The 23,944-nt window shown below is 39.4% G+C and carries 19 protein-coding genes and 1 pseudogene; 14 read left to right on the top strand and 6 right to left on the bottom strand.

The annotated features are described in order from the left end of the window. Positions 1 to 37 precede the first annotated feature (37 nt). Positions 38 to 1,537 (top strand): Ppx/GppA phosphatase family protein, encoded by a 1,500-nt coding sequence (locus R8G33_09400; protein MDW3095873.1) that lies wholly within the window; start codon positions 38 to 40, stop codon positions 1,535 to 1,537. Here R8G33_09400 and ppk1 read toward each other — a convergent pair. The 4 genes from ppk1 to R8G33_09380 form a co-directional block, all read right to left on the bottom strand. After that, entirely contained in the window at positions 1,521 to 3,620 is a 2,100-nt protein-coding gene (gene ppk1 / locus R8G33_09395) for a polyphosphate kinase 1 (GenBank protein MDW3095872.1), read from the bottom strand. The two genes, R8G33_09400 and ppk1, sit on opposite strands and share 17 nt — an antisense overlap. Continuing rightward, a complete protein-coding gene (locus R8G33_09390) occupies positions 3,620 to 4,777 on the bottom strand; it encodes a glycosyltransferase (protein ID MDW3095871.1) in 1,158 nt (385 codons plus the stop codon). The genes ppk1 and R8G33_09390 overlap by 1 nt, the downstream gene beginning before the upstream one ends. 38 nt (positions 4,778 to 4,815) lie before the next feature. After that, entirely contained in the window at positions 4,816 to 5,862 is a 1,047-nt protein-coding gene (locus R8G33_09385; GenBank protein ID MDW3095870.1) for a glycosyltransferase family 1 protein, read from the bottom strand. Positions 5,863 to 5,925: 63 nt separating this feature from the next. Continuing rightward, complete coding sequence (locus tag R8G33_09380) at positions 5,926 to 6,732, bottom strand: UDP-2,3-diacylglucosamine diphosphatase (GenBank protein ID MDW3095869.1); 807 nt, start codon at positions 6,730 to 6,732, stop codon at positions 5,926 to 5,928. Between the two features lie 223 nt (positions 6,733 to 6,955). Here R8G33_09380 and R8G33_09375 point away from each other — a divergent pair, with 223 nt between their 5' ends. The 9 genes from R8G33_09375 to phoU all read left to right on the top strand — a co-directional run bounded on the left by R8G33_09375 (position 6,956) and on the right by phoU (position 18,020). Further along, entirely contained in the window at positions 6,956 to 7,501 is a 546-nt protein-coding gene (locus R8G33_09375; protein MDW3095868.1) for a phosphatase PAP2 family protein, read from the top strand. A 232-nt stretch (positions 7,502 to 7,733) separates the two neighbouring features. Next, positions 7,734 to 9,023: a putative porin gene (locus R8G33_09370; protein ID MDW3095867.1), complete on the top strand. Its 1,290-nt coding sequence runs from the start codon at positions 7,734 to 7,736 to the stop codon at positions 9,021 to 9,023. Between the two features lie 193 nt (positions 9,024 to 9,216). Beyond that, positions 9,217 to 9,909 (top strand): phosphate regulon transcriptional regulator PhoB, encoded by a 693-nt coding sequence (gene phoB, locus R8G33_09365; protein MDW3095866.1) that lies wholly within the window; start codon positions 9,217 to 9,219, stop codon positions 9,907 to 9,909. Then, positions 9,909 to 11,246, top strand: coding sequence for a phosphate regulon sensor histidine kinase PhoR (phoR, locus tag R8G33_09360; protein ID MDW3095865.1), 1,338 nt, complete (start codon positions 9,909 to 9,911; stop codon positions 11,244 to 11,246). Before phoB ends, phoR begins: the two co-directional genes overlap by 1 nt. 80 nt (positions 11,247 to 11,326) lie before the next feature. Next, positions 11,327 to 12,301, top strand: coding sequence for a phosphate ABC transporter substrate-binding protein PstS family protein (locus R8G33_09355; GenBank protein MDW3095864.1), 975 nt, complete (start codon positions 11,327 to 11,329; stop codon positions 12,299 to 12,301). 133 nt (positions 12,302 to 12,434) lie between these two features. Then, entirely contained in the window at positions 12,435 to 14,687 is a 2,253-nt protein-coding gene (locus R8G33_09350; GenBank protein ID MDW3095863.1) for an ABC transporter permease subunit, read from the top strand. A gap of 5 nt (positions 14,688 to 14,692) precedes the next feature. After that, positions 14,693 to 16,357 carry a phosphate ABC transporter permease PstA gene (gene pstA, locus R8G33_09345; GenBank protein ID MDW3095862.1) on the top strand — a complete coding sequence of 555 codons (1,665 nt, stop codon included), beginning with the start codon at positions 14,693 to 14,695 and terminating at the stop codon, positions 16,355 to 16,357. 34 nt (positions 16,358 to 16,391) lie between these two features. Further along, positions 16,392 to 17,213 (top strand): phosphate ABC transporter ATP-binding protein PstB, encoded by an 822-nt coding sequence (gene pstB / locus R8G33_09340; protein MDW3095861.1) that lies wholly within the window; start codon positions 16,392 to 16,394, stop codon positions 17,211 to 17,213. Positions 17,214 to 17,300: 87 nt separating this feature from the next. Next, a complete protein-coding gene (phoU, locus tag R8G33_09335; GenBank protein MDW3095860.1) occupies positions 17,301 to 18,020 on the top strand; it encodes a phosphate signaling complex protein PhoU in 720 nt (239 codons plus the stop codon). Between the two features lie 281 nt (positions 18,021 to 18,301). Here phoU and R8G33_09330 read toward each other — a convergent pair whose 3' ends face one another. After that, positions 18,302 to 19,084, bottom strand: a complete 783-nt coding sequence (locus R8G33_09330; protein MDW3095859.1) for a hypothetical protein — start codon at positions 19,082 to 19,084, stop codon at positions 18,302 to 18,304. A gap of 11 nt (positions 19,085 to 19,095) precedes the next feature. After that, a complete protein-coding gene (locus tag R8G33_09325) occupies positions 19,096 to 19,665 on the bottom strand; it encodes a hypothetical protein (GenBank protein ID MDW3095858.1) in 570 nt (189 codons plus the stop codon). A gap of 213 nt (positions 19,666 to 19,878) precedes the next feature. Between R8G33_09325 and R8G33_09320 the strand changes: the two genes are divergently transcribed. From R8G33_09320 to R8G33_09305, 4 genes and pseudogenes are all read left to right on the top strand, one after another. After that, complete coding sequence (locus R8G33_09320) at positions 19,879 to 20,556, top strand: OmpA family protein (protein MDW3095857.1); 678 nt, start codon at positions 19,879 to 19,881, stop codon at positions 20,554 to 20,556. Positions 20,557 to 20,645: 89 nt separating this feature from the next. After that, positions 20,646 to 21,194, top strand: a pseudogene (gene gmk / locus R8G33_09315) (guanylate kinase). A gap of 146 nt (positions 21,195 to 21,340) precedes the next feature. After that, entirely contained in the window at positions 21,341 to 21,703 is a 363-nt protein-coding gene (rpoZ, locus tag R8G33_09310; GenBank protein MDW3095856.1) for a DNA-directed RNA polymerase subunit omega, read from the top strand. 25 nt (positions 21,704 to 21,728) lie between these two features. Beyond that, entirely contained in the window at positions 21,729 to 23,912 is a 2,184-nt protein-coding gene (locus tag R8G33_09305) for a RelA/SpoT family protein (GenBank protein ID MDW3095855.1), read from the top strand. Positions 23,913 to 23,944 lie beyond the last annotated feature (32 nt).

The following is a 23,944-nucleotide window of genomic DNA, read 5'->3' as shown; positions in this document are numbered from 1 at the left end:
TTGGATAAGGAATGTTCGATGAAAATAATGGGGGTGTGTGATTACACTCAGCGATGAAAGCGAACCAGAAATAATTGCAGCGCTAGATTTAGGCTCAAACAGTTTTCATATGGTGGTAGCAACAAACCATCATGGTCGATTCAAGATTGTAGATCGTCTACGCGAAATGGTGCGCCTGAGTGCGGGTTTAAATTCCTCACGTGAGTTAGATAAAGAAGCCATGCAGCGGGCCGTTGCATGTTTAGAAAGATTTGGCCAAAGACTGCGAGATATGCATGCGGATTCCGTCAGAGCTATCGGTACAAATGCACTTCGCCAGGCAAAAAATTCCCGTAAGTTTTTAAAAGCTGCTCAAACTGCACTGGGGCATCCCATTGAAGTTATATCCGGGATAGAAGAAGCGCGGCTTATCTATCAAGGAACAACGTATGCGATCTCTCGGCCGAATGATCGACGTATTGTCGTGGACATAGGAGGCGGCAGTACAGAAATTATAGTAGGTGAAGGAATACACCCTTTAAGAATGGAAAGTTTATTTATGGGATGTGTGTCCATGAGTGAGCAATACTTCCCAAACGCTAAAGTGACACGCAAAAATTTTGACCAAGCATTTATGTCAGCTAAATTACAGCTGCGCCCAATAGTCAGTTCGTATAAGAGGATTGGCTGGGATTTAGAGGTTGGAACATCAGGGACTATAAAAGCGATTAGTGAAATTGCTAGCAGTCAGCTTGAAACAGGTAATGAAATATCGTTGGAATCATTATTTAAAGTGCGAGATTTATTACTTGCTAAGGAATTAGATCTATCTAATGTAAAAAAAGAACGTTTACCAGTATTTCCTGGTGGTCTGGCAATCTTGCTAGCAATATTCGATAGTCTTGATCTTAATCAAATGAATTTTTCTGACGGTGCATTACGTGAAGGAATATTGTTTGATTTACTAGGCCGGCTTCGTTTGGAGCACGAAGATGTACGTGCTGATACAGTTCGAGGTTTTGAACACCGATACCACGTTGATTTTGACCAAGCTAATAGAACTGAACTTAGTGCATGTATGTTGTTGAATAAAGTCAAAAAGGCATGGGGACTGACCAGTGCTGAGCATGAAAATCAGTTGAGATGGGCAGCTCGACTACACGAAGTGGGTTTGGATATTGCCCATTCAGGATACCATCGCCATGGTGCGTATTTATTACAACATTCGGACATGCCTGGATTTGCAAGTAGTGAACAACAAGTATTAGCGTGTTTAGTTGGTTGTCATCGCAGGAAGATTCGAGCGGATGTGTTTGATCTTTTGCAAAGTGATGAAGGCAGTTTAGTGAAAAGCTTGATTGTCTTGCTAAGGCTAGCAGTATTACTTAATCGTGATCGAGTAGATAATGAATTTCCTATTAAGGCAATTACTGCTAAGAAATCTGAGATAAGACTGGCGTTTGATAAAGGCTGGATAGATCAATCGCCTTTAACTCAAATTGATTTGCAACAGGAACGCGAGTATTTAAAGGCAATTGATATTAAACTTTCATTTTAGAATATTTTTTCAACAACTCTAACTGAGCAGTAATTTTTTTATCTTTGTTGCCGACATTTTTCATGATGTAGTCTCCGTTCGCTTGAAGAATCCAGGCATTTTGATTGTCTTTGATTAATAGTTCTAACTCAGAAAGTACACGCTTTTTAATTGCACGATCCTCTATGGGCCAGGCGGTTTCTACACGACGGAAAAAATTTCTATCCATCCAATCAGCACTAGAACAATATAGTTTAGAACGGCCGCCATTGTAAAAATAAAATACACGAGAATGCTCGAGGAATCTTCCCACTATTGAACGGACCTCAATATTTTCTGATATATCTTTAACGCCAGGTCTTAAGCAGCATGGTCCGCGAACAATTAGTTTAATCTCTACACCGGCAATAGAAGCACGATAAAGCGCTTGTATCAGTTGTGGTTCTATTAAAGAGTTTACACGAGCAATAATTTTTGCTTTACGGTTTTGTAATGCACGTTTAGTTTCTTTTTCAATGTATTCAATAATTGTTTTATATAAAGTAAATGGAGCTTGTAATACATTATTTAATCTGGGAATTTTTGTGAAACTAGTGAGTTGTAAGAATATTTCATGTAAATCAGTTGTTATTTCAGGGTTGCATGTGAACATGCCGTAATCGGTATATAGCTTAGCAGTAGACTGGTGGTAATTACCTGTACCAAGGTGAGCATACCGGACTAGTTTATTATTCTCACGGCGTATCACTAAAATCATTTTGGCGTGAGTTTTTATTCCAACAATCCCATAAACAACATGCGCACCTGCTTTTTGCAAACGGTTAGCTAAAGCAATATTGGCAGCCTCATCAAATCTGGCCATTAACTCAATGACAACTGTTACTTCCTTCCCTGAGGTGGCAGCCATAACCAATGCGTCGACTATGCGAGACTTGGCACCAGTTCTATAAAGAGTTTGTTTGATGGCGAGTACTTTAGGGTCTATAGCCGCCTGGTGAATAAAATTAAGAACAGGCGTGAAAGATTGATAAGGGTGATGCATCAACACATCTTGTTGTGAAATTACTTTGAATAAATTTGAATCTGACGTAATTGGATCAGGCAGTAAAGGTTTGAAACTATCATATTTCAAATCAGGGCGATCAATTAAGTCATAGGTGTTTAATAGCCTATTTAAATTAACAGGGCCATTAACTTTATATAAATCAATTTCATCTAAGTCGAATTTCTGTAGTAGATACTCTATTAGATGATCAGGGGTATTTTTATAGGTTTCTAATCTAGCTGCTGCGCCATAACGACGTGATGCGAGTTCACCTTCTAGAGCAAGCGGTAAATCATCAATTTCGTCATCAACATATAAGTCGCTATTTCGTGTAACGCGAAATTGATAGCAACCGTGGACCTGTAAACCCTCAAATAAGTCATGAACAAATTCGTGAATCACTGAGGACAAGAAAACGAAATTGACTGATTCATCATTATCATCGCTGGGGAGTTGAATCAATCGGGGCAACGACCTTGGTGCTTGAACAACAGCAAGATGACCGCTTCGGCCAAATGCATCTGAGCCGCCAACTTCTACAATAAAATTTAAACTTTTGTTTAAAATTCGTGGAAATGGGTGTCCTGGGTCGATGCCCATAGGGCTTAATACTGGCTCAACCTGTTCTGTAAAATATTGCTGAATCCAATCTCGTTGAGATCGAGACCATTTTTCGCGTGCAATAAAATGAACATCTTCATTGGCTAGCGCAGGTAATATTACCTCGTTGAAAACGCGATATTGTTCTTCAATTAATATACTGGCGGATTCATGTACTTCTTTTAATATCTGCCTAGCTGGTTTTTGATCTGCAGAGGTGTATCCGGTGGAAAATTCAATATGCTGTTTAATGCCTAGTACTCTAATTTCAAAAAACTCATCTAGGTTAGAGCACGATATACAAAGGAATTTTAAGCGTTCTAATAACGGTGTGTTGGTATTTTTTGCCTGCTCTAATACTCGCTCATTAAATTTGAGCTGACTGATTTCTCGATTTATAAATAGTTCGGGGCGACTGACATCAATCGCATTGATATTTTCTTCTTTATTAGCCGGCATTAGATTTTAAGTGAAATGACCTCTTGGTAGAATCTTAACATCTTATCAGCAAGTGTTCTCGAGTCCCATTGCTTTGCGTAATTCACAGCTGCTAAATTTATTTTTTCATAAGCTTGTTTATTCTCTAGTAATGAGACTATTTTGCCGCAAAAGTCGTCTATCTCGCCGGTTGTTATAATTGCGCCTGGGCAATCAACAAGAATATCTTTAGTGCCCATGGCGGCAACAGAAATTACAGGTGTTCCCGCTGCCATTGATTCCAATAGCACAAGCCCCTGTGTTTCGGTAGTAGAACTAAAGACAAAAATATCAGCGCTATGGTAACAGTCAATTAACTCACTATCTCTATCTAAGTAGCCAACAAACACTGTATTATCTTCAAGCCCTAAACTTTTAGCTTGCTGCATATATGCGTTTTTTGCAGGCCCTTCGCCTGCGATTATTAGCATGATTTCAGGGAAGTGTTGTTTTACTTTTTTTAATACCTCTAGTAACAAGCCGATATTTTTTTCAAATGCAACACGACTGACATTAAGAAGTGTTGGTTTATTGTTAGGAATATTAAATGAGGTTTTAAATTTATTACCATCACCGTATTCAAACTTTTTGCTCTTAATTCCGGTAGGAATAATCTTAATATTATTATTAACACCATAATCTTTTAATAGCTCAACGATAATTGATGATGGAGCAATAACACCATGAGCTTGATTGCATTGGCTGGATGAAAACCGGCGAGCAAAATATTTCAGAATCGATTTGGGGACTACTGGAATGTAGTGATAAAGATACTCTTCAAATAAAGTATGGTAAGTAATTACGCATGGAATTCTTAATGCTTTGGCAATCCTTATCCCAGAGTAATGTGCAACAAAAGGAGTTTGTATATGTACAATGTCAAAGTTATATGCATCTAGCTTTGGAATCAGACGTCTTATTTCTCCGGACTTCATCATCCTATCTTCCGGGTCATAGGGAATGCTGCGAGATGCTATCCTGATTAATGAATCGTCTTGATGGTCGTTTCCAGTATACTCTGGTGCAATCAAAGTCACTTTGTGTCCAGCTTTCTCAAATTCAGTCTTGAAAGTTTGTATTGAAGTTGAAACCCCGTTGATTCTGGGGAAGTAAACATCCGATATTATTAAAATATTCATGTCATTTTATTAATATAAAGCATGGTTAATTCATGCAATTAGAGTGACGGCTTGTTTATTTTGAAGTGGGCTAAAGTGAGATTGTTAATGAACTGTAGGGTTGCCTGTTCCCAGGTGTACTCTAAGGCTTGAGAAATGCAGTCCTGAGGATTTAGCTTCAGCGCTTGAAGCGCAGCCCTATTTAAGTCTTCATCCAAGATGCCTGTTACGCCTTTACGAACAACATCACGTGGTCCAGTAACAGGATAGGCTGCGACAGGAAGGCCACATGCCATAGCTTCTAACATTACTACACCAAATGTATCAGTCAGGCTTGGAAATACAAAAACATCACCACTGGCAATATACGAGGCCAGCTCTTCACCAAATTTATAACCTTCAAATTTAACGTCCGGATATTTTCCACATAGCTCATCTGTGGCGGGACCATCGCCAATTACTACTTTAGTGCCGGGCAAGTCTAGTGACAAAAAGGCTTCAATGTTTTTTTCTACAGCAACACGACCTACGTAAATCCAAATAGGGCGCGGATAATCTAAATAGTCTTTATTTCTTGGTTTAAAAATTTCGGTATCTACACCACGCGTCCATAGAGAAATATTTTTGAATCCTCTGTCTTGTAAAATTTTTCGTTGGTGTGGTGTACCTACCATTGTACGTGTTGCCTTGCTATGGAAACGGCGGAAAAACATATAAGAGATACTTAATGGAATCGGGAATCTCTCCCTAATATATTCAGGGAACTGAGTATGGTATGAGGTAGTAAAGGCCAGTTTATTTTTAATGCAGTATTTTCTAGCAGCTTGTCCCAGTGGGCCCTCTGTCGAGATATGGATATGAGTTGGTTGGAACTCCGAGATTTGTTTTTTCACATACTTAGTTGCACCTAATGCTAAACGAATTTCAGGATAGGTAGGGCAAGGAATAGTTTTGCATTCACTTGGATTAATTACATGAACTTGATGGCCTAATTTTATAACTGTGTCACGAGTTTTACCCAGGGTCGTTACTACGCCATTCACTTGTGGTTTCCAAGCATCGGTGACTATTACTAGGCGGATAGGACTGCCTGCTGATATCGTCATAGTAGCTATGTTGTATGAGTTTTAAGGATTAGTGCAAATATTTACACTATAGTAAGTTTACTATTAAGCAACGTTTAGACTATCAGCTTCCAAGTTGCTTTTGCTAAGTAAAGACTTTTTATATTCCTCACTCCAATAGATAAGTTCTAAACTGCCATCATTATGCTCTATCATACTAGAACAACTTTCTACCCAGTCTCCATCATTGCAATATAGCACTGAATTGATGTGACGAACTTCGGCGTGATGTATGTGTCCACAAACCACCCCATCAACTTTCCTTTCATTAGCTAGGTGAGCTAGTGCAGTCTCAAAACTACCAATGTAGTTAACAGCATTTTTTACTTTAAGCTTTAGATACTTAGCTAATGACCAGTAATTACGTTTGAATAGTTTGCGAAAAATATTTACGTATTGATTGAGCTGCAATAAAATGTCATAGGCCCAACTGCCAAGTTTTGCAATCATTTGGCTGTGTTTAACAATCGTATCAAATTCATCACCATGCAGAATTAATAGCTTTTTACCATCCGCCGTAATGTGTTCGTAATCTAAGTGTATTTCTACATTTCCAAATGAGTAGCCTGCATATTCGCGCATGGCTTCATCATGATTTCCAGGAACGTAAATAACTTTCGTTCCGTGTTTAGCCTTGCCTAGAATGGAGCGTACAACGTTGGTGTGTTGTTGGGGCCAGTAAGAAGATTTCTGAAGACTCCAAAAATCGACAATATCACCGACTAAATATAAATATTCGGTTTCTACACTATGTAGAAAATCGAGTAAGTTTTCTGCCTGACATCCACGAAATCCCAAGTGAACGTCTGAAATCCAAACACTTCTAACACGAAGTAATGTCGCTGTACTCAAATTAAAGTCCGTTTTTTACTGGTTACTTAGTGATTACCCATGAAAATATAATGATTTGGTTACAAGCTTATTAAATATTTGTGAACTATTTATTAAAAATGACCAATAACCCGATGAAAATACTAATAATGTAATAATAAATTCATCTACATATTGCAGAGTTAACACAACAGTAAATTACGATATAGCTCAACTAATTTAAAGGTTAACGGAAGTCATTGTTATGTCTCAGACAAGAATGAGTGATTTTTTCCAAAGAGCAGACCATTTAGAGATGCGTCTATGCATGTTGCTGAACAATAGTAGTCAGCGTGCTTATATAAGACTATTTTTTCGTGCAATAAGTCGACTAGGCAATGGTGTGTTCTGGTACACGTTAGCCGCATTCTTGCCATATCTTCACAGCTCACAGGGCTTTTCTGAGGCTACTCATATATTAATTACTGCATTATTAGTGCTGGCATTGTACAAACTTCTAAAAACAAAATTAGTGCGTGAACGTCCGTTTATTAGTTTTGAAAACATACAACAAGCAGGCCCAGCTCTTGATCGTTACAGCTTTCCTTCCGGACACACCATGCATGCTTTCTCATTTGCTATTTTATTTAGTTACTACTTGCCGGAGCTTACTTCATTAGTGTGGGGTTTCGCTGGCTTAGTGGCTATTTCTCGAGTCATCCTCGGCTTGCATTACCCTACTGATGTTGCCGCAGGTGCCTTGCTTGGTACTGCAGTGGCGCTATTAAGCTTGCTTGTTATAACAATATAGTTTTATTGCATTCCATAAACTTGCAGAAGCGCTAATTACATAAAACCCTCATAAGAAATAATCAGTTATTTAAATCAGAGGTTTAAATAAACTGATAATCTGACAGAATTGTCACGAAACTGTCATCTAAGTGAAATAATATCCGCCCCTTCTAAACCTATAAGTCGATGTAATAAGGCGCTTTGCCTAATGACTTAACCAGTAAAACTTTTTAATAACTAGAGAGTTAAATATGAATTTAAAATATATTCGTGCTGTTTATATTACGGCACTCATAGCATCTTCTGTGGCATTGACAAGCCCAGCTTATGCTTCAAATGACGCAATGCTTGAATTGCTTAAGGTACTTCGTGATAACGGAACTATCAGCGAAGAAGCATTCAGCTTGCTTAAAAATTCTGCACAAGCTGATGCGGAAAGAACAGATGCAAAAATAGAAGAAACTGCCGAAGAGAAGCTAGCATCTGTTAATAAAATTTCTGACAAGCTCAAATGGGCTGAAAAGATTAAATTAAAAGGTGATTTGCGTTTACGTAGACAGTATGAAGAAGCGGATCCAGAGGTTGGTGAGAAACAGAGTCGAGAGCGTTATCGCTATCGCTTACGTTTAGGTGCTGAAGCAAAGGTGACTGACGATGTTAATGTAGGTTTAGGATTTGCTAGTGGTGGTGACGATGCACGATCAACTAATGAAACGCTTGATGATGGTTTTTCTACTAAGGACGCACGCCTGGATTACGCATTTGCAGAATGGAAACCTGCTGATTGGGTTAGTGTTGTGGGTGGTAAGTTCAAACGTAAAGCATATTTATGGGCGCCAACAGACCTTTTATGGGACGGTGATATAAACCCTGAAGGAGTATCGGTGCATTTACAAACTGATAACTCACTGGGAACTGCTTACGGAAATGCAGGACACTGGATTCTTGAAGAGTATAGTACTGACAGCGACGATCCAACGTTAACCTATGTGCAAGCTGGTCATAAGTTCAAGTCGGGCAACTTCTTTGGAAATGTTGCAGGAACCTACTATGCATTTGATGGACTTGAGGGTGAGCCTTCAATTGTCGGTAGTGGTGGCAACAATACTCTAGTTGGCGGAAATTATATGTACGACTATGATGCAATTGGCTTGTCTGCTGAATTAGGTGTAAAAGATGTCTTCATTCCTGGTAAGAACTTTTCAATATTCGCTGACTACGTTAAGAATGATGACAGCGATGAAGATAAGGGACGTGCATTTGGCTTTAAGTATGGAGATAAGAAAGTTAAAAATGCAGGCACATGGCAGTTCAAGTTCATTAGCGCTGATTTAGAGGCAGATGCGTTTCCAGACTTCTTGCCTGATTCAGATCGTTTAGGGGGGAATACTGGTGTTGAGTCTAATGAGGTTGCATTTAAATATGCAATTGCCAAAAACATCATCCTCGGGCTTGACTACTATGATTCAGAGCAGGATGCGCCTGGGTTAGATGATGATGAGGAGAAGGTTTTGCAAACAGACTTGTTATTCAAGTTCTAATCTAGCATAGGCTATAATGTTTAACAGAGGGCAGTATTTACTGCCCTTTTTTATGTTTGTATTTTATTTATCTTTGTAACAAACTTTTAATCTAAGTAATGAATAATCCTATTGCTATATAAGATTAAGGCATAATGAAGTGATTATGGATTTACAATTAAATATACAGACAACTAAGGTTCCTCCACAACGCATGAAAAAACACCGAATACTTATTGTCGAAGACGAAAAGCCAATACGCGATATGGTGTATTTTGCGCTTGATAGTGATGGATATGAAATTCTTGAAGCGGTTGATGGTAGAGAAGCAACAGAAAAGCTTGCACAGGAAGTACCAAGCTTAATTTTGATGGACTGGATGTTGCCAGATGTCACTGGGCTTGAACTTGTTAGACGAATCAAGCGAGATGAAATCACCAATCATATTCCTATAATCATGCTCACTGCAAAAACGGAAGAAAGAGATAAAATTGAAGGGCTAGATTCAGGAGCTGATGATTACATTACCAAACCATTCTCGGTTAGAGAGTTATCAGCGCGTATACGTGCAGTGCTGCGACGAATAGATGGTGAAGAAGGGGATAATAAGCTTACTTATGGCAAGTTAGTACTTGACCTTGATGCTCATCATGTAATCATTGATGATACGCAAATAGAGGTGGGGCCTACCGAGTTCCGCTTATTAGAGTTTTTTATGACGCATCCAGATAAAGTTTACAGTCGCGCACAGTTACTGGATTTTGTATGGGGCCGCAGTAAGTTTGTTGAGGAACGCACTGTGGATGTACATATCCTCCGATTGAGAAAATTATTGAAGCCATATCACTGCCATAAAATGGTTCAAACTGTAAGAGGTTACGGTTACCGCTTCGTTGTCGAGAAATAATGCGGATAGCCACATTCTGGGTTGAATTAAGGCTAGCGTTATTAGTTTTTATCGTTAGTTTAATATTTGGCTTTTTCAGTGGACACTGGGCTTTATCAATTTCTATTGGTTTATTTGCGTTTATTATTTGGCACCTGCGTCAAATAATGTATTTACGACGCTGGTTGATGTCTGGCGCGCCTATCGATGCAGTACCAAATCTATATGGTTCAGCATATCAAATCATTACGCAAATTTGCGACATTAAAAAACGCCATGACGAAGAAGAAAAAAATTTAGAGAGTTCTCTCGCGAAGTTTGATGCTGCAACTAAAGCAATGCCAGATGCCATGCTGATTGTTGATCATATGCAAACTATTGAATGGGCCAACCCTGCCGCGAATACTTTATTAAATATTGATATTAACCGAGACATTGGTCAGCGTGTCGATAATATTGTACGAGACCCTAAGATAAGCAGCTACTTAAACAATCAAAATTTTGATGACCCATTAGAATTCTCTTCAGCAAATAGCTCTGAGAACGATCTCATGTTGAAAGTAGTAAGTTACGATGACGGCAACAAGCTACTCATAGTGAATGATCACGGTGACTTATTGCATTTGCAAAATGTGAGAAAAGAATTCGTTTCCAACGCATCGCATGAAATGCGCACACCATTAACTGTGATTATCGGCTATTTAGAGACATTGTTGTTGCATGAAGAAATGTCTCCCCTTACTCGTCGCGGAGTGGGTGGTGCATTAGAGCAAGCGCAACGATTAAAAGGCTTGATAGAAGACCTATTGTCTTTATCCAGACTTGAAGGGTCACCTCTGCCAATAAATCAGTCAGAAAGTATAGACATCGCCATGCTAATTCGTGAAGGCATTGAATTACTAAAATCATCAGACATATACAAAAATCAGCATTTCGATCTAGACATAAACACTAATATTCAGATTAATGGCGACTATCGTGAGTTACAAAGTGCTATACAAAATATCATTGATAATGCCGTCAAATATTCACCAGCAAATTCAATGATTGAAATTTGTTGGGATAAGGTTACTCAAGGCGGTTCATTGTTGGCGGTTACGAATGCAGGTGAGGGAATTGATGAATCCCATCTTCCAAGATTGACTGAGCGATTTTATCGCATCGATAAAGGTCGTTCACGTGATATGGGCGGCACTGGATTAGGGCTGTCTATCGTTAAACACGTGATGGAGAGACATGGGGGTAAATTAAGTGTGAGAAGACAAAAACAGCATGAAACAAACGTGGAATTGTACTTCCCCGAAGAACGTAATGTTTATGAAGAACAGCAAGTTAGCTCAAAATCTGGCATGTTGTAATACAAATGTAACAAATGAGTAATAAAGTACAGCCTCATATCAAAACACGCCGATATTTACGGCAATTCTTAGGAGAATAAATGAACTTTAAGCATATGACCGCAGCGCTAACAGCGTTGGTGGCAGTTTCCGCTAATATCGCAATCGCTGAGCCAAAAGTTGATGAAGGATTGAAAGACTACGCTGTAGCAAGTGGTGTATCAGGTAATCTATCTAGTGTGGGATCAGACACATTGGCAAACTTGATGACACTTTGGGCAGAAGACTACAAGCGTTTTTATCCTAATGTGAATATCCAAATCCAAGCTGCGGGTTCATCGACAGCACCACCAGGACTGACTGAGGGCACCTCAAATTTGGGCCCAATGAGTCGTAAAATGAAAGACAAGGAAATTGCGGCATTTGAAGAAAAATATGGCTATAAGCCAACCCCAGTACCTGTCGCAATTGACGCACTTGCTGTATTTGCCCATAAGGATAATCCAATTCAGGGTCTTTCCATTAAGCAGGTTGATGCGATTTTCTCCAGCACCCGAAAGTGTGGCGCTAAAGATACTGTGAATACATGGGGCGATCTAGGCTTGAGCGGAGAATGGGCAAGAAAAGACATTCAATTATTTGGCCGTAACTCAGTATCTGGGACCTACGGATATTTCAAAAAGAAAGCACAATGTAAAGGTGACTTTAAATCGACCGTGAATGAACAGCCTGGATCTGCATCTGTCGTGCAGTCAATTACTCAGTCATTAAACGGCATTGGCTATTCTGGGATTGGCTATATCACCACCGGTGTTCGTGCACTTCCTTTAGCTAAAGGTGGTTCTGATAAATACATCGAAGCAAGTGCAGAAACAGCTATCTCAGGTGATTATCCATTGGCTCGCTTCTTATACGTCTATATTAACAAGCACCCAAATAAAGCACTTTCTCCTTTAGAGGGTGAGTTCGTCAAAATGGTACTTTCTAAAGTAGGCCAAAAAGTGGTTGTTAAAGATGGCTATATTCCATTGCCAGCAAAAGTTGCAGAAAAGACACTCAAGTCACTAGGCATGTAGTTTATAATCAGATATAAATATCAGAGCAGTACCCGAAAGCCCTATAAGAATTTATAGGGCTTTCTTTTTATCTTAAGTTCACAATCTTCTTATATAATAGCGACTGACCTAAGACATAAGAATAATTCAGGAAATGGAAGCCAGTAATACTTCAGACCGAATAAACGAAGGCCAGCGTCGATGGAAGCTGCGTAAAGCTATCGATTTAGTGGCACGTAGAGTAGTAGAAATTGGTGGAATCAGTGTCATAGCAGCGATTGCACTCATATTTCTATTTCTACTTAGCGTGGTTTATCCATTATTTGGTCAACCCTCTATACAAGAAAGTGGTCAGTATTCAACGCCGGGTGCGAGTGATGAAACGATATATTTAGCAATAGAAGAGCAAGCCGAAATAGGATTACGTGTTAGTCAGTCTGGGAATATATTATTTTTCAATGTAGAAAATGGTCAGCCTGTATTAGAAAAACATCTGCCTATTGAGGCGGACAACAGTATTACTTCTTTTCGAGTCGTCAATGAACCTAATGGTGTGTTGGCGGTGGGTCTTCAGTCTGGTGAGGTGCTATTTTTCCAGCATAATTATGAACTAGAGTTCACTGAGACTAAGCGAATTATCCACCCGAATATTTTGTACCCTTATGGCGAAGAAGCGTTTCCAGTGGCTGATGGTCCAATATTAGATTTTGGTGTTGGCGATAATGAAGAATCTACCTCTATATTAGCGCGCACTACAAGTGGACAGGTAATTTTCCAGACATTTATAAAAGAGTCTTCATTTATTGACGAAGCTACCAGGCTAGAGTTAAGCGAAAAAGATGAGATCCTTACTGTAGATCCTATACTTGGTTTGCTAGTTGATCCTGAGCAAGAGTGGGCCTACATACTTACCAAAGACGGCAACTTGTCAGCATACGACATTCGTGAGAATAATTTTAATCTAAGAGAAAAGGTTCAGGTAACTGAAGGCGACGTACGTCCGACCATTCTAAAATTCCTAACCGGTGGAATATCGCTATTAGTAGGGGATAGCAGAGGAGTGTTGTCTCAATGGTTTCAAGTGCGTAGTGACGGTGAGTTGGAATTCCGCTTAGGTAAAATTCGTGAATCAAAAATAGGTAATTCTCCAGTGGTTTCTTTGGCGACTGAACAACTACGTAAAGGTGTCATTGCGGCAACCCAGGCAGGAAAAATAAAATTACTCTACACCACTAGTGAGCGAGATTTACTATCACTCTCCGCAAGTGATAGCGCTATTCGAACTTTAGCGGTTGCGCCACGTGCAGATATATTTCTTGCAGAAGATCGAAACAAAAACATAAAAGTATGGAATATTGATAATCACCACCCTGAGTCATCTTTTTCAGCATTATGGGGGAAGGTTTGGTATGAAGATTATGTAAAGCCAGATTACATATGGCAGTCATCATCAGCGAGTAGTGATTTCGAGCCAAAATATAGTTTAGTGCCATTAACCTTTGGTACTTTAAAAGCAGCGTTCTATGCGATGTTGTTTGCCATGCCATTAGCAATTTGTGGGGCAATATTTACAGCATATTTTATGGCGCCACGCATGCGCGCCATTGTGAAACCTTCCATTGAAATTATGGAAGCATTGCCGACTGTTATTTTAGGTTTTCTTGCCGGCTTATGGTTGGCACCCTTTGTAGAACTACACTTGCCTGGTGTATTCAGTATTTTTGTATTAATGCCCATTGGAATAATTATATTGTCATTGGTGTGGTGGAAATTGCCCGGTTCAACCAAACGATATATTCCTGAAGGTTGGCAAGCAGCCGCGCTTATTATTCCGCTAATCCTAATCGCTTTGTTATGTGTTGCAATTTCACCTTATTTAGAGCGCGTAATGTTTGATGGAAATATACGTATATGGTTGAGTGAAGAACTCGGCATTGGCTTTGATCAGCGCAACGCATTAATTATTGGTATTGCGATGGGTTTTGCAGTTATCCCTACCATCTTCTCTATTGCAGAAGATGCAATTTTCAGTGTGCCTAAACACTTAACATCAGGTTCTTTAGCCTTGGGAGCAACACCATGGCAAACATTAGTTCGTGTTGTGTTGCTATCCGCAAGTCCTGGCATCTTTTCTGCGGTAATGATCGGCTTTGGCCGTGCTGTTGGAGAAACGATGATTGTGTTAATGGCCACAGGGAATACGCCTGTGATGGACTTTAGTATCTTCCAGGGCATGCGTACATTATCTGCAAACATTGCTGTTGAACTGCCAGAATCTGAAGTGGATAGTACCCACTATAGAATTTTATTCTTAGCGGCATTTGTATTATTTATCTTTACCTTCTTTTTTAACACGGTGGCAGAAATTGTGCGTCAACGGCTAAGAAAGAAATACAGTAGTTTATAACTAATATGAATACAGAAAAACTTGGTTTCTTCAAAAGTGGTACACCATGGGTGTGGTTAAATGCAGGTGCCGTATCAATCAGCATGATTATGGTTGTGGGATTATTGATTTTAATAGCAGTAAGAGGTCTGGGTCACTTTTGGCCGAAGACAGTCTGGGAAATTGATTACCTTGATAGCGGTAATCAAGTTGTATTGCTGGGTGAGCGTGCCAAAGTTGAGACGGTGCCTGCAAAGCAACTAATCGCTTCTGGACTGCATGTTGATTTTGAAGAAGAGTTTGTTGAAAGAACGCTGCTTAAAATAGGCAACCGCGATATGTATGGAGTGGACTTCAAACTTGTTGTGAAACCGAATGAACAAGAAGTGCGAAAGCCAGTTGATGCCATTGTCTTCGAGCGGACTCAGTGGGGTAACTTTTATGGTTTTATACAGTCTCTAAGTGAAAATGGTAACACGCTAGAAATAGAAAAAAACATTCTATGGGATGAGTTACAAGATCGATTAAAACGTGTTGACCAGTTACGCGATCAAATCCATGAAATCGAAAAGTATGAAATTGGCAAGATCAACTACAAAATAGAAAAGTTACGACTGAGAGAGCGGCGTATAGAATTGAGTGGAGTAGATGATCCTAAAGCTAAGGTGGAGATCGAAACGCAGCGCAAAAAATTAGATGATGACTATGAAGTTCTCAAAAGCAAACTAGAAAAACTTTATGCTGAAATTGCGCGCGACCAAGTATTAATGACTATACAAGATGGGCGCGAGAAACTTATCAAGTTAGCTGATGTTATTAAGGCGACTAAACCTAATGCGATGAGTCTAGGGACAAAAATTGCGCATTATTTTGTTAACTTGAAGAACTTTGTAACAGATGATCCTCGCGAAGCAAATACTGAGGGAGGTATATTCCCGGCAATTTTTGGTACCGTGATGATGGTGTTGCTGATGTCTGTCATTGTGACCCCGTTTGGTGTGATTGCAGCGATTTACTTGCGTGAATATGCAAAGCAAGGGTTTGTCACACGTCTGGTAAGAATTTCTGTAAATAACTTAGCGGGTGTTCCATCGATTGTATATGGAGTATTTGGCTTAGGTTTCTTTGTCTATTTTTTAGGTGGCAACATTGATCAACTGTTCTATCCAGAAGCATTGCCATCACCCACTTTTGGTTCGGGTGGATTATTGTGGGCATCCTTAACTTTAGCGTTATTAACCGTACCCGTTGTCATTGTTGCAACAGAAGAAGGTTTAGCAAGAATCCCAAGTTCGGTTAGAGAAGGTTCGCTGGCTTTAGGCGCTACTAAAGCAGAAACGCTTTGGCGAACAGTAATTCCCATGGCAAGTCCAGCAATGATGACAGGGCTGATATTAGCCGTGGCTCGAGCTGCAGGAGAAGTCGCCCCACTAATGTTAGTCGGTGCAGTTAAGCTAGCGCCTTCTCTACCACTTGATTTAAATGCGCCATTTTTGCATCTAGAAAGGAAATTCATGCATCTAGGATTTCATATTTATGATGTTGGCTTTCAAAGTCCCAATGTTGAGGCGGCACGCCCACTAGTTTATGCAACAGCATTAATTTTAGTCGTAGTAATAGTGCTGCTGAATTTATCTGCGATATATATTCGTAATCATTTGCGAGAAAAATATCGAACCATGGAACACTAATAAAAGTAGTAATAATATATTGAGCAACTAATTTATGACTATTGATACCCCAGTATCCGATCAGGTCTTTCAAGGGAAGGAATCTAAAAAGATCGAAGACGAAGAAATTTGTTTGCAATGCAAAGACTTTTCACTTTTCTATGGTGATAAGCAAGCATTGTTTGATATTAATTTGAACATTCCTGCAAGTCGAGTGACCGCGTTTATTGGGCCAAGTGGTTGCGGAAAATCAACACTGCTACGTTGTATGAATCGAATGAATGACCTTGTTGATAGCGTCACACTTAAAGGTGAAATGCTGTTAAGAGGCGAGGATATTTATGATCGAAGTGTAAATGTTACAGATTTGCGAAGAAGAGTAGGCATGGTGTTTCAAAAGCCTAATCCATTTCCAAAATCTATATTTGAAAATGTCGCGTACGGTCTTCGTTTACAAGGTGTGTCAAATAAAAGAGAAATTGAAGATACTGTTGAATGGTCACTAAAGCGTGCAGCACTCTGGGATGAGGTGGGGAGTCGCTTGCAAGAAAATGCATTTGCACTTTCTGGAGGTCAGCAACAACGATTAGTGATTGCCAGAGCAATTGCAATTCAACCTGAAGTTCTGCTTTTAGATGAACCCGCTTCTGCACTTGATCCAATATCTACATTAAAAATTGAAGAGCTAATTTTTGAACTGAAGTCTCAGTATACAGTGGTGATAGTAACGCATAATATGCAACAAGCCGCACGCGTTTCTGACTACACTGCTTTCTTGTATCTTGGTGAATTAATTGAGTTTGATGCGACTGATAAGCTCTTTACTAATCCAGCAGAGAAAAAGACAGAAGACTACATTACCGGACGTTATGGATAGATGGTGGAAATAAATTTATTAAACGTATATACAAAGCATGCAAATGTATATACAATGCATATAATACAATTGTAGGGTTGAATAGTTATGTCTATACAAAATGCAGGACAACACATACTTCACCAGTTTGATGAGGACCTAGAGTCAACTCGAAACAAGGTTTTAAATATGGGTGGGCTTGTTGAGAAACAAGTCGAAAATAGTTTATTAGCTTTGGTTAATTCTGATAGTAGTTTGGCTGAACAGGTAGCGACGAATGATTACCAGGTCAATTCCATGGAAGTGGCGATTGACGAAGAGTGTAATCACATTATAGCTTTAAGGCAGCCAACTGCGGGCGACTTACGTTTGGTTGTAGCGATTATTAAAACTATTACAGATCTTGAACGCATTGGTGATGAAGCAGAGAAAATTGGACGTTATGCAGTCGATCTTGCTAGTGAAGAACGTAATGAAATGTATTTTTCAGAACTCAAGTTGTTAGGCGATCAAGTAAAAACAATTTTGCGGGAGTCATTAGATGCTTTTGCACGCATGGATGTTGCAAGTGCTTTTCAAACAGCAGCGACAGATAAAGCTATCAATAAAGAATACGACGTCATTACACGCAAACTTATTAAATCAATGACTGAAGATCGCTCTTCTGTTGAAAGAGGGTTAAAAGTCATGTGGTGCGCACGTGCTCTTGAACGCATAGGAGATCATGCGAAGAATATCTGTGAGTATGTCATCTTTACGGTTGAAGGTAAGGATGTCCGTCATACAAGTTTTAAACAAGCACTGGCTGAATTTCAGAAAAAGCCCTGATCGCCTAGAAAAAAATATTTGTATTCATAAAAAAAGCCCCACAAATTTTGCGGGGCTTTTTTTGTGATTATTAGCTATTAGACAAATACAAAGGCCATTACAATTGCAATTACAACAACAGCAACGCCAACTAATAGTGCAGGAACATCATAGTTCATTGGAACTCCAGTAAATTTATTATAGTAAGCAGCTAAGAACTGTGACTGAGATTATATTGGCTTAGCGAGATCCGTACAATAGGAACGCGTGAGTCTTTAGCAATGAGCTAAGTATATGAATAATCAGGCTTTTTTGAAGCGTGCTGGCTTGATATCTAAATTTTCTACGAATTGTCGTGTTACACCAAGCTTTTCAGCTGTCATTACCCGTATAGCTGTGAGAGTGTACTCTGGGTACTCTTCTGCTAACGAGCATGCAACCTCATAACATCTTGTCTCCATGGATTTATCCTCGAGCCCAGCTTCTTCGGCAAGCTTTTTGATAACAACATTCTCTGTCTGAGTGTCATTGTTTTTACGTTTACTTGATGCGGTTTTGTTAGCTGTTTTTGCAGGGTGCTTATTAGTATTCTTAGGGTTAGCGGTTGACTTAGCCGTTGTAGATTTTTTTCGTGGCGCTGGCTCAGGAGCAGCTTTAATAACTTTGGCCTTTGGTTTTGCTTTAGTTTGAATAATTGAACTTTGAGATGCTTGTTGCTCTTTGCTTAATATCTTCCACATATGCTCCATGATTTGAATGGCGCTTAATGTGGCGGTTGATGTTAATCCTTTAGGTATGGCAGCAAGTACAATCTTAAGGTGAATCAAAATAGATAAGCGATGCCATTGAGGAGATTCTACTTCAGCCTTACTAAATCTATCTTTTAGAACTTTAGTATCATTGAGATCACCATCATCACTATCGATTTCGCTCTCAACTATGTTTTCGATCTTGGCTAATAACTGATGCAAGTCAGTATAACTAGTTTGATCATATTTCCGAAATTCATCAAAACGTACGGCCCAATCGATTGAGTATAGCTCTTTTGTTAGCGGGCTAGTTTCCATGCCTTTATTATTTTCCATAATTTTAATTATTATTCAGGACGAATATCTAAATCATCTAAACGCTGCTTGCTAACATTGAGTTTGTTAGAAAGTAATAAGCGTAATGCGTTAATTGTACAATGTGGATATTTTTTCTTAAGCGCATTCATTGCTGCACTATAAGTTTCAATTTCAAGTTCATCGTTACTAGCTTTATTTAAAATTTCTTCAACTGATTTTTGGTCTTTAAGTAGTTGTTCACGATCTTGAGCAAAGTAACCCTGCCAACGAAAATCAGCTAATAAAAATCCAAGAAGAATAGTAGTTGCCTGGTCTCCACTATCTAAAGCCGAACGTAAAGTAAAAGATTGCAGCAAGCTATTCCCTGCATACCACGAGCTAGAGCCTTCCTTGATATTATCAAGCCTTGCCTGAAGTGCATTAATTTCTGTAGGTAGGCCAGCATCTTTTAAGATGTGATGCGCCCATCTATCAACTTCTTTGAGACTAGAATCCAGTGTATCGTTGCCTGGATCGACAGTTTTTTCTACTCTACTAAGTGTCGCTAAAGGATCCGAGTCCTTTAAACTTGGCCAATTAATTTCTGAGCTAGGCTCCATTGAGATTACCCTAAAGAATTTTTTCGTTCGAACATATATACATGAATTGTAAATTCAAAAATGTGATTAGTAGAGCGTGCTCAGCATTTTTAAGATATAGCTAAATGTTCGGCCGATATATGGTGAAAATTCAGAGATTTACGGTTGCGAACTTTCTCACAGTGTTTGTTTCTAAGTATCAGTTCACAAAATTTTAAAACAGAGGATTAACGTATGAGATTGAAACGCATCACAATTTTAGCAATAGCTACAAGTATAGTTTTTAGTCTGGGCGCATGCTCAACAATTAATCCATACACAGGGGAGCAACAGACTAGTAATGCCGTTAAAGGTGCAGGAATAGGCGCCGCAGCAGGAGCTGTTGTAGGTTTGATTAGTGGTGATGATGGCCGTGAACGAAGAAAAAGGGCATTGATAGGTGCGGGGTTGGGAGCAATTGCCGGTGGAAGTGTGGGTTACTACATGGATGTGCAGGAAGCAAAATTGCGTCAAAAGTTGGCAGGAACAGGTGTCAGCGTCACACGTGATGGAGATAACATTATTCTCAACATGCCTAGTCATATTTCATTTGCTGTAGATAGTGCAGATATTAGTAGTAGCTTTTACCAAGTGCTTGATTCAGTAACAATTGTTGTTAACGAATATGATAAGACCTTAATTGAAGTTATGGGGCACACAGATAGCACTGGCTCAGAACAATACAATCAGGAATTATCTGAGAGGCGGGCGATAAGTGTAGCGGAGTACTTTGGAAGCAGAGAGATCAATCCAGGCCGATTGCAGGATTATGGATATGGAGAAAGCTATCCAATTGCAAGTAATGATACCGATCAAGGTCGCGCATTAAATCGCCGTGTGGAAATAGCTCTTGTGCCAATTACCTCAAGTTAATTAGACATTTAGATCGAATATTGAAAAGGCCCTGGCATTTACTAGGGCCTTTTGTTTGAATGGGTCTTTAACTTGTCTGTATCTACCTTATGTCTCAACCGACTTTATACATTGTGTCCGCACCTTCGGGCGCAGGAAAAACCAGCTTACTTAAGGCGGTCCTATCACAAAGATCTGAATTAAAGGTGGCCGTATCACATACCACACGTGATCCTCGTCCCGGCGAGGTTGACGGAGTGCACTATCATTTTATTTCTGAGCAGCAGTTTAAAAGATTACAAGATGACGGCAGTTTTCTAGAATATGCACAAGTTTTCGGAAATTTTTACGGAACATCGATGCAATCAGTCAACAAAGAACTAGCATCAGGTAACAGTGTTGTTTTGGAAATAGATTGGCAAGGTGCACAACAAGTACGAAAAATATACCCACAGGCAGTATCAATTTTTATTCTTCCACCATCTGTTAAGGAATTAGAGAATCGCTTACATGCCAGAGGGCAAGATTCGGAAGAAGTTATAAAAGGACGAATGGATCAAGCTCAAACCGAGATAAGTCACTATCACGAATATCAATATCTGATTATCAATGATGATATAGATGAGGCTACTCAAATGCTGAGCCATATTTTTTCTGCCCCAGAAAAATTTGTAGCACCCAGTCCGAGAGTGATTAATCAGCTAGTATCGGCAGTAAGTTGATGTTCCATAAGATAAGTAGTTTATAAGAGTAAAATCGACTACACTTTGAACATTAGGAAACATTTATATAACAGGAGAAAAGCGTGGCACGCGTAACCGTAGAAGATTGCTTAGAAAAAATTGATAACCGTTTTAAACTCATAATGGTAGCGAGTAAGCGCGCCAGACAGATAGCCATGGGCACTGAGCCTTTAGTTGAATGGGAAAACGATAAGCCGACGGTTGTGGCTCTTAGGGAAATTGCTGATGAGTTAATTACTGAAGAGTCTCTTAAGGAAACGCCACTTAGTAGCTCTGAGGAATTACTCTCTGAAGAGATTGGTGAAGTTGATGCGTTAGCCGCAGCGCTTCATGCAGAAATTGGTATTGAGTTAAGTCAGTTACAGTCCGAGAGTACTGAGCCAAATGCAGTTCCCGCAACTGACGGCTCTGAGCAGGAGCAGTAAAACAGCCCGGCTGGTTTAGCTTTATATGGCGACGGCTGTCACTCCCAATTCAACTCCCTTATTAAACGCAGTAAATCCTACGCGCTTTCTAATTAGTGAATTATGTGAATTACTAGATACTTATTTAGAACCCGCACAGGTTAAGCATATTTATAACGCATATCTGTTTAGCGCTGAAGCTCATGAAGGGCAGAAGCGCTTAACGGGCGAACCCTATATATACCACCCCTTAGCAGTAGCTAAAATCATGGCTGAAATGCGCCTTGATTATCAAAGTATTACAGCTGCTATTTTGCATGATGTAATTGAAGATACGCCTACAGCTAAAGAACAAATTAAAGAAAAGTTTGGTGAGGATGTTGCAGATTTAGTTGATGGAGTAAGTAAACTTACGCACTTAACATTTTCTTCGCGCGCAGAGGCGCAAGCAGAGAACTTCCGTAAAATGATGTTGGCAATGGTGCAAGATATACGCATCATTATTGTAAAATTAGCTGACCGCTTACATAACTTGCGTACGATAAGTGTCATGCGTAGCGATAAGAAGCGTCGCATCGCAAAAGAAACATTAGATATTTATGTGCCTATAGCGCAACGCCTAGGTATGCATAAAATTAGAGTTGAGCTTGAACACCTGGCATTTCAGGCAATGTATCCAATGCGATATGGCGCATTGAAAAATGCAGTTAAGAAAAACCAAAAGAATCGCAAACAAATTATGCGTGAAGTTGAGACATCTATATGTGATCAACTAGAAAATGCCAATATAGAAAGCAGAATATTTGGGCGCGAGAAAAATCTTTATAGCATTTATAAGAAAATGCACGATAAAAGTATTACATTTTCTGAAGTATACGATGTATATGCAATTCGCTTATTAGTAAAAGATATAGATACTTGTTATCGAACCATGGGTGTCGTGCACAACTTGTATAAACCTGTGCCTGGGAAGTTTAAGGATTACATCGCAATCCCTAAGAAAAATGGTTATCAATCACTACATACTATTCTATTTGGACCTAAGGGTATTGTGATAGAGGTGCAAATAAGAACTGAAGAAATGGATATTATTGCGGAAGCGGGTGTGGCAGCGCATTGGATTTATAAATCAGAAAATGACAAGTCAGGCTCACTGGCCGCGCCAGCAAGTACACGCAAGTGGATTGCTGAAATTATGGAAATACAGCAAAACACGGGCAACTCATTAGAGTTTTTAGAAAGTGTCAAAGTAGATTTATTCCCAGATGAGATTTATGTATTCACTCCTGCTGGTGACATTATTGTATTGCCACGAGGCAGCTCAGCAGTTGATTTTGCTTATGCTGTACACTCAGATTTAGGCAACACTTGTGTAGCTGCAAAGGTAGATAGAAGGATATCGCCACTGAGTATCTGTTTAGAGAACGGCCAAACAGTTGAAGTAATATCCACGCCAACTGCAAGACCTAAAACAAGCTGGCTAAATTTTGTCACCACCAATAAAGCCAGGGTGAATATTCGGCATTATCTTAAGAATTTACAAAGAGAAGAGGCAATCAAGCTTGGCGAAAGAATATTTAAAAAATCATTCTCTGGTTATAATCGATCATTTGACGATGTAGATAATAAAGACATTACGCGATTACTTGAAAGCACCAACTTAGAGTCATTAGAAGACTTATATGCAGAAATAGGGTTGGGCGAGAGAGTTGCTGAGTTAATGATACAGAGCTTATTAGGTTTTGAAGAAGTTAAGCCAAAAAAGAAAAGAAAATCATCAAAGAAAATTCCTTTAGCGATTCGTGGGACCGAAGGTGTGGTGGTCAATTTTGGCAAGTGTTGTAGTCCAATACCAGGTGATCAAATTATAGGAGTAATGACTTCTGGCAAGGGTTTGGTTATCCATAGAGAACGTTGTCGTAATATTGATCGTAAAAATGCATTCAAAGATAAATGGGTTACTGTTACATGGGCGGAAGATCATGAACAAGACTTTGTCGCTGCAGTAAGAGTGGAAACAATTAATCAACGAGGGGTGCTTGCTACCTTAGCTGCTCGCATTGCAGCAGCAGGTTCAAACATCGATGATATTGTCTTTGAAGATAAAGATGACAAGAGTACTACCATTACTTTTGCTATAGGTGTGCGGGATCGTAAGCAACTAGCAAGCATTATTCGTACACTGCGCAGTAATCCAAATGTACTCAAAGCTTCACGCATGCGCGGATAAGAGTTAAGTAATAATTTAAAATAAGGAGAGCA

This window comes from Gammaproteobacteria bacterium (genome assembly GCA_033344735.1).
GTDB lineage: Bacteria > Pseudomonadota > Gammaproteobacteria > UBA4575 > UBA4575 > UBA1858.
The sequence above is the reverse complement of the archived record's forward strand: the minus strand, read 5'-3'. Positions and strand labels throughout refer to the sequence as shown.

Coding starts and splice junctions, on each gene's coding strand:
- ppk1 (MDW3095872.1), bottom strand. CDS start 3,620: ATGCCGGCTAATAAAGAAGAAAATATCAATGCGATTGATGTCAGTCGC.
- R8G33_09390 (MDW3095871.1), bottom strand. CDS start 4,777: ATGAATATTTTAATAATATCGGATGTTTACTTCCCCAGAATCAACGGG.
- R8G33_09385 (MDW3095870.1), bottom strand. CDS start 5,862: ATGACGATATCAGCAGGCAGTCCTATCCGCCTAGTAATAGTCACCGAT.
- R8G33_09375 (MDW3095868.1), top strand. CDS start 6,956: ATGTCTCAGACAAGAATGAGTGATTTTTTCCAAAGAGCAGACCATTTA.
- R8G33_09370 (MDW3095867.1), top strand. CDS start 7,734: ATGAATTTAAAATATATTCGTGCTGTTTATATTACGGCACTCATAGCA.
- phoB (MDW3095866.1), top strand. CDS start 9,217: ATGAAAAAACACCGAATACTTATTGTCGAAGACGAAAAGCCAATACGC.
- phoR (MDW3095865.1), top strand. CDS start 9,909: ATGCGGATAGCCACATTCTGGGTTGAATTAAGGCTAGCGTTATTAGTT.
- R8G33_09355 (MDW3095864.1), top strand. CDS start 11,327: ATGAACTTTAAGCATATGACCGCAGCGCTAACAGCGTTGGTGGCAGTT.
- R8G33_09350 (MDW3095863.1), top strand. CDS start 12,435: ATGGAAGCCAGTAATACTTCAGACCGAATAAACGAAGGCCAGCGTCGA.
- pstA (MDW3095862.1), top strand. CDS start 14,693: ATGAATACAGAAAAACTTGGTTTCTTCAAAAGTGGTACACCATGGGTG.
- pstB (MDW3095861.1), top strand. CDS start 16,392: ATGACTATTGATACCCCAGTATCCGATCAGGTCTTTCAAGGGAAGGAA.
- phoU (MDW3095860.1), top strand. CDS start 17,301: ATGTCTATACAAAATGCAGGACAACACATACTTCACCAGTTTGATGAG.
- R8G33_09330 (MDW3095859.1), bottom strand. CDS start 19,084: ATGGAAAATAATAAAGGCATGGAAACTAGCCCGCTAACAAAAGAGCTA.
- R8G33_09325 (MDW3095858.1), bottom strand. CDS start 19,665: ATGGAGCCTAGCTCAGAAATTAATTGGCCAAGTTTAAAGGACTCGGAT.
- R8G33_09320 (MDW3095857.1), top strand. CDS start 19,879: ATGAGATTGAAACGCATCACAATTTTAGCAATAGCTACAAGTATAGTT.
- R8G33_09305 (MDW3095855.1), top strand. CDS start 21,729: ATGGCGACGGCTGTCACTCCCAATTCAACTCCCTTATTAAACGCAGTA.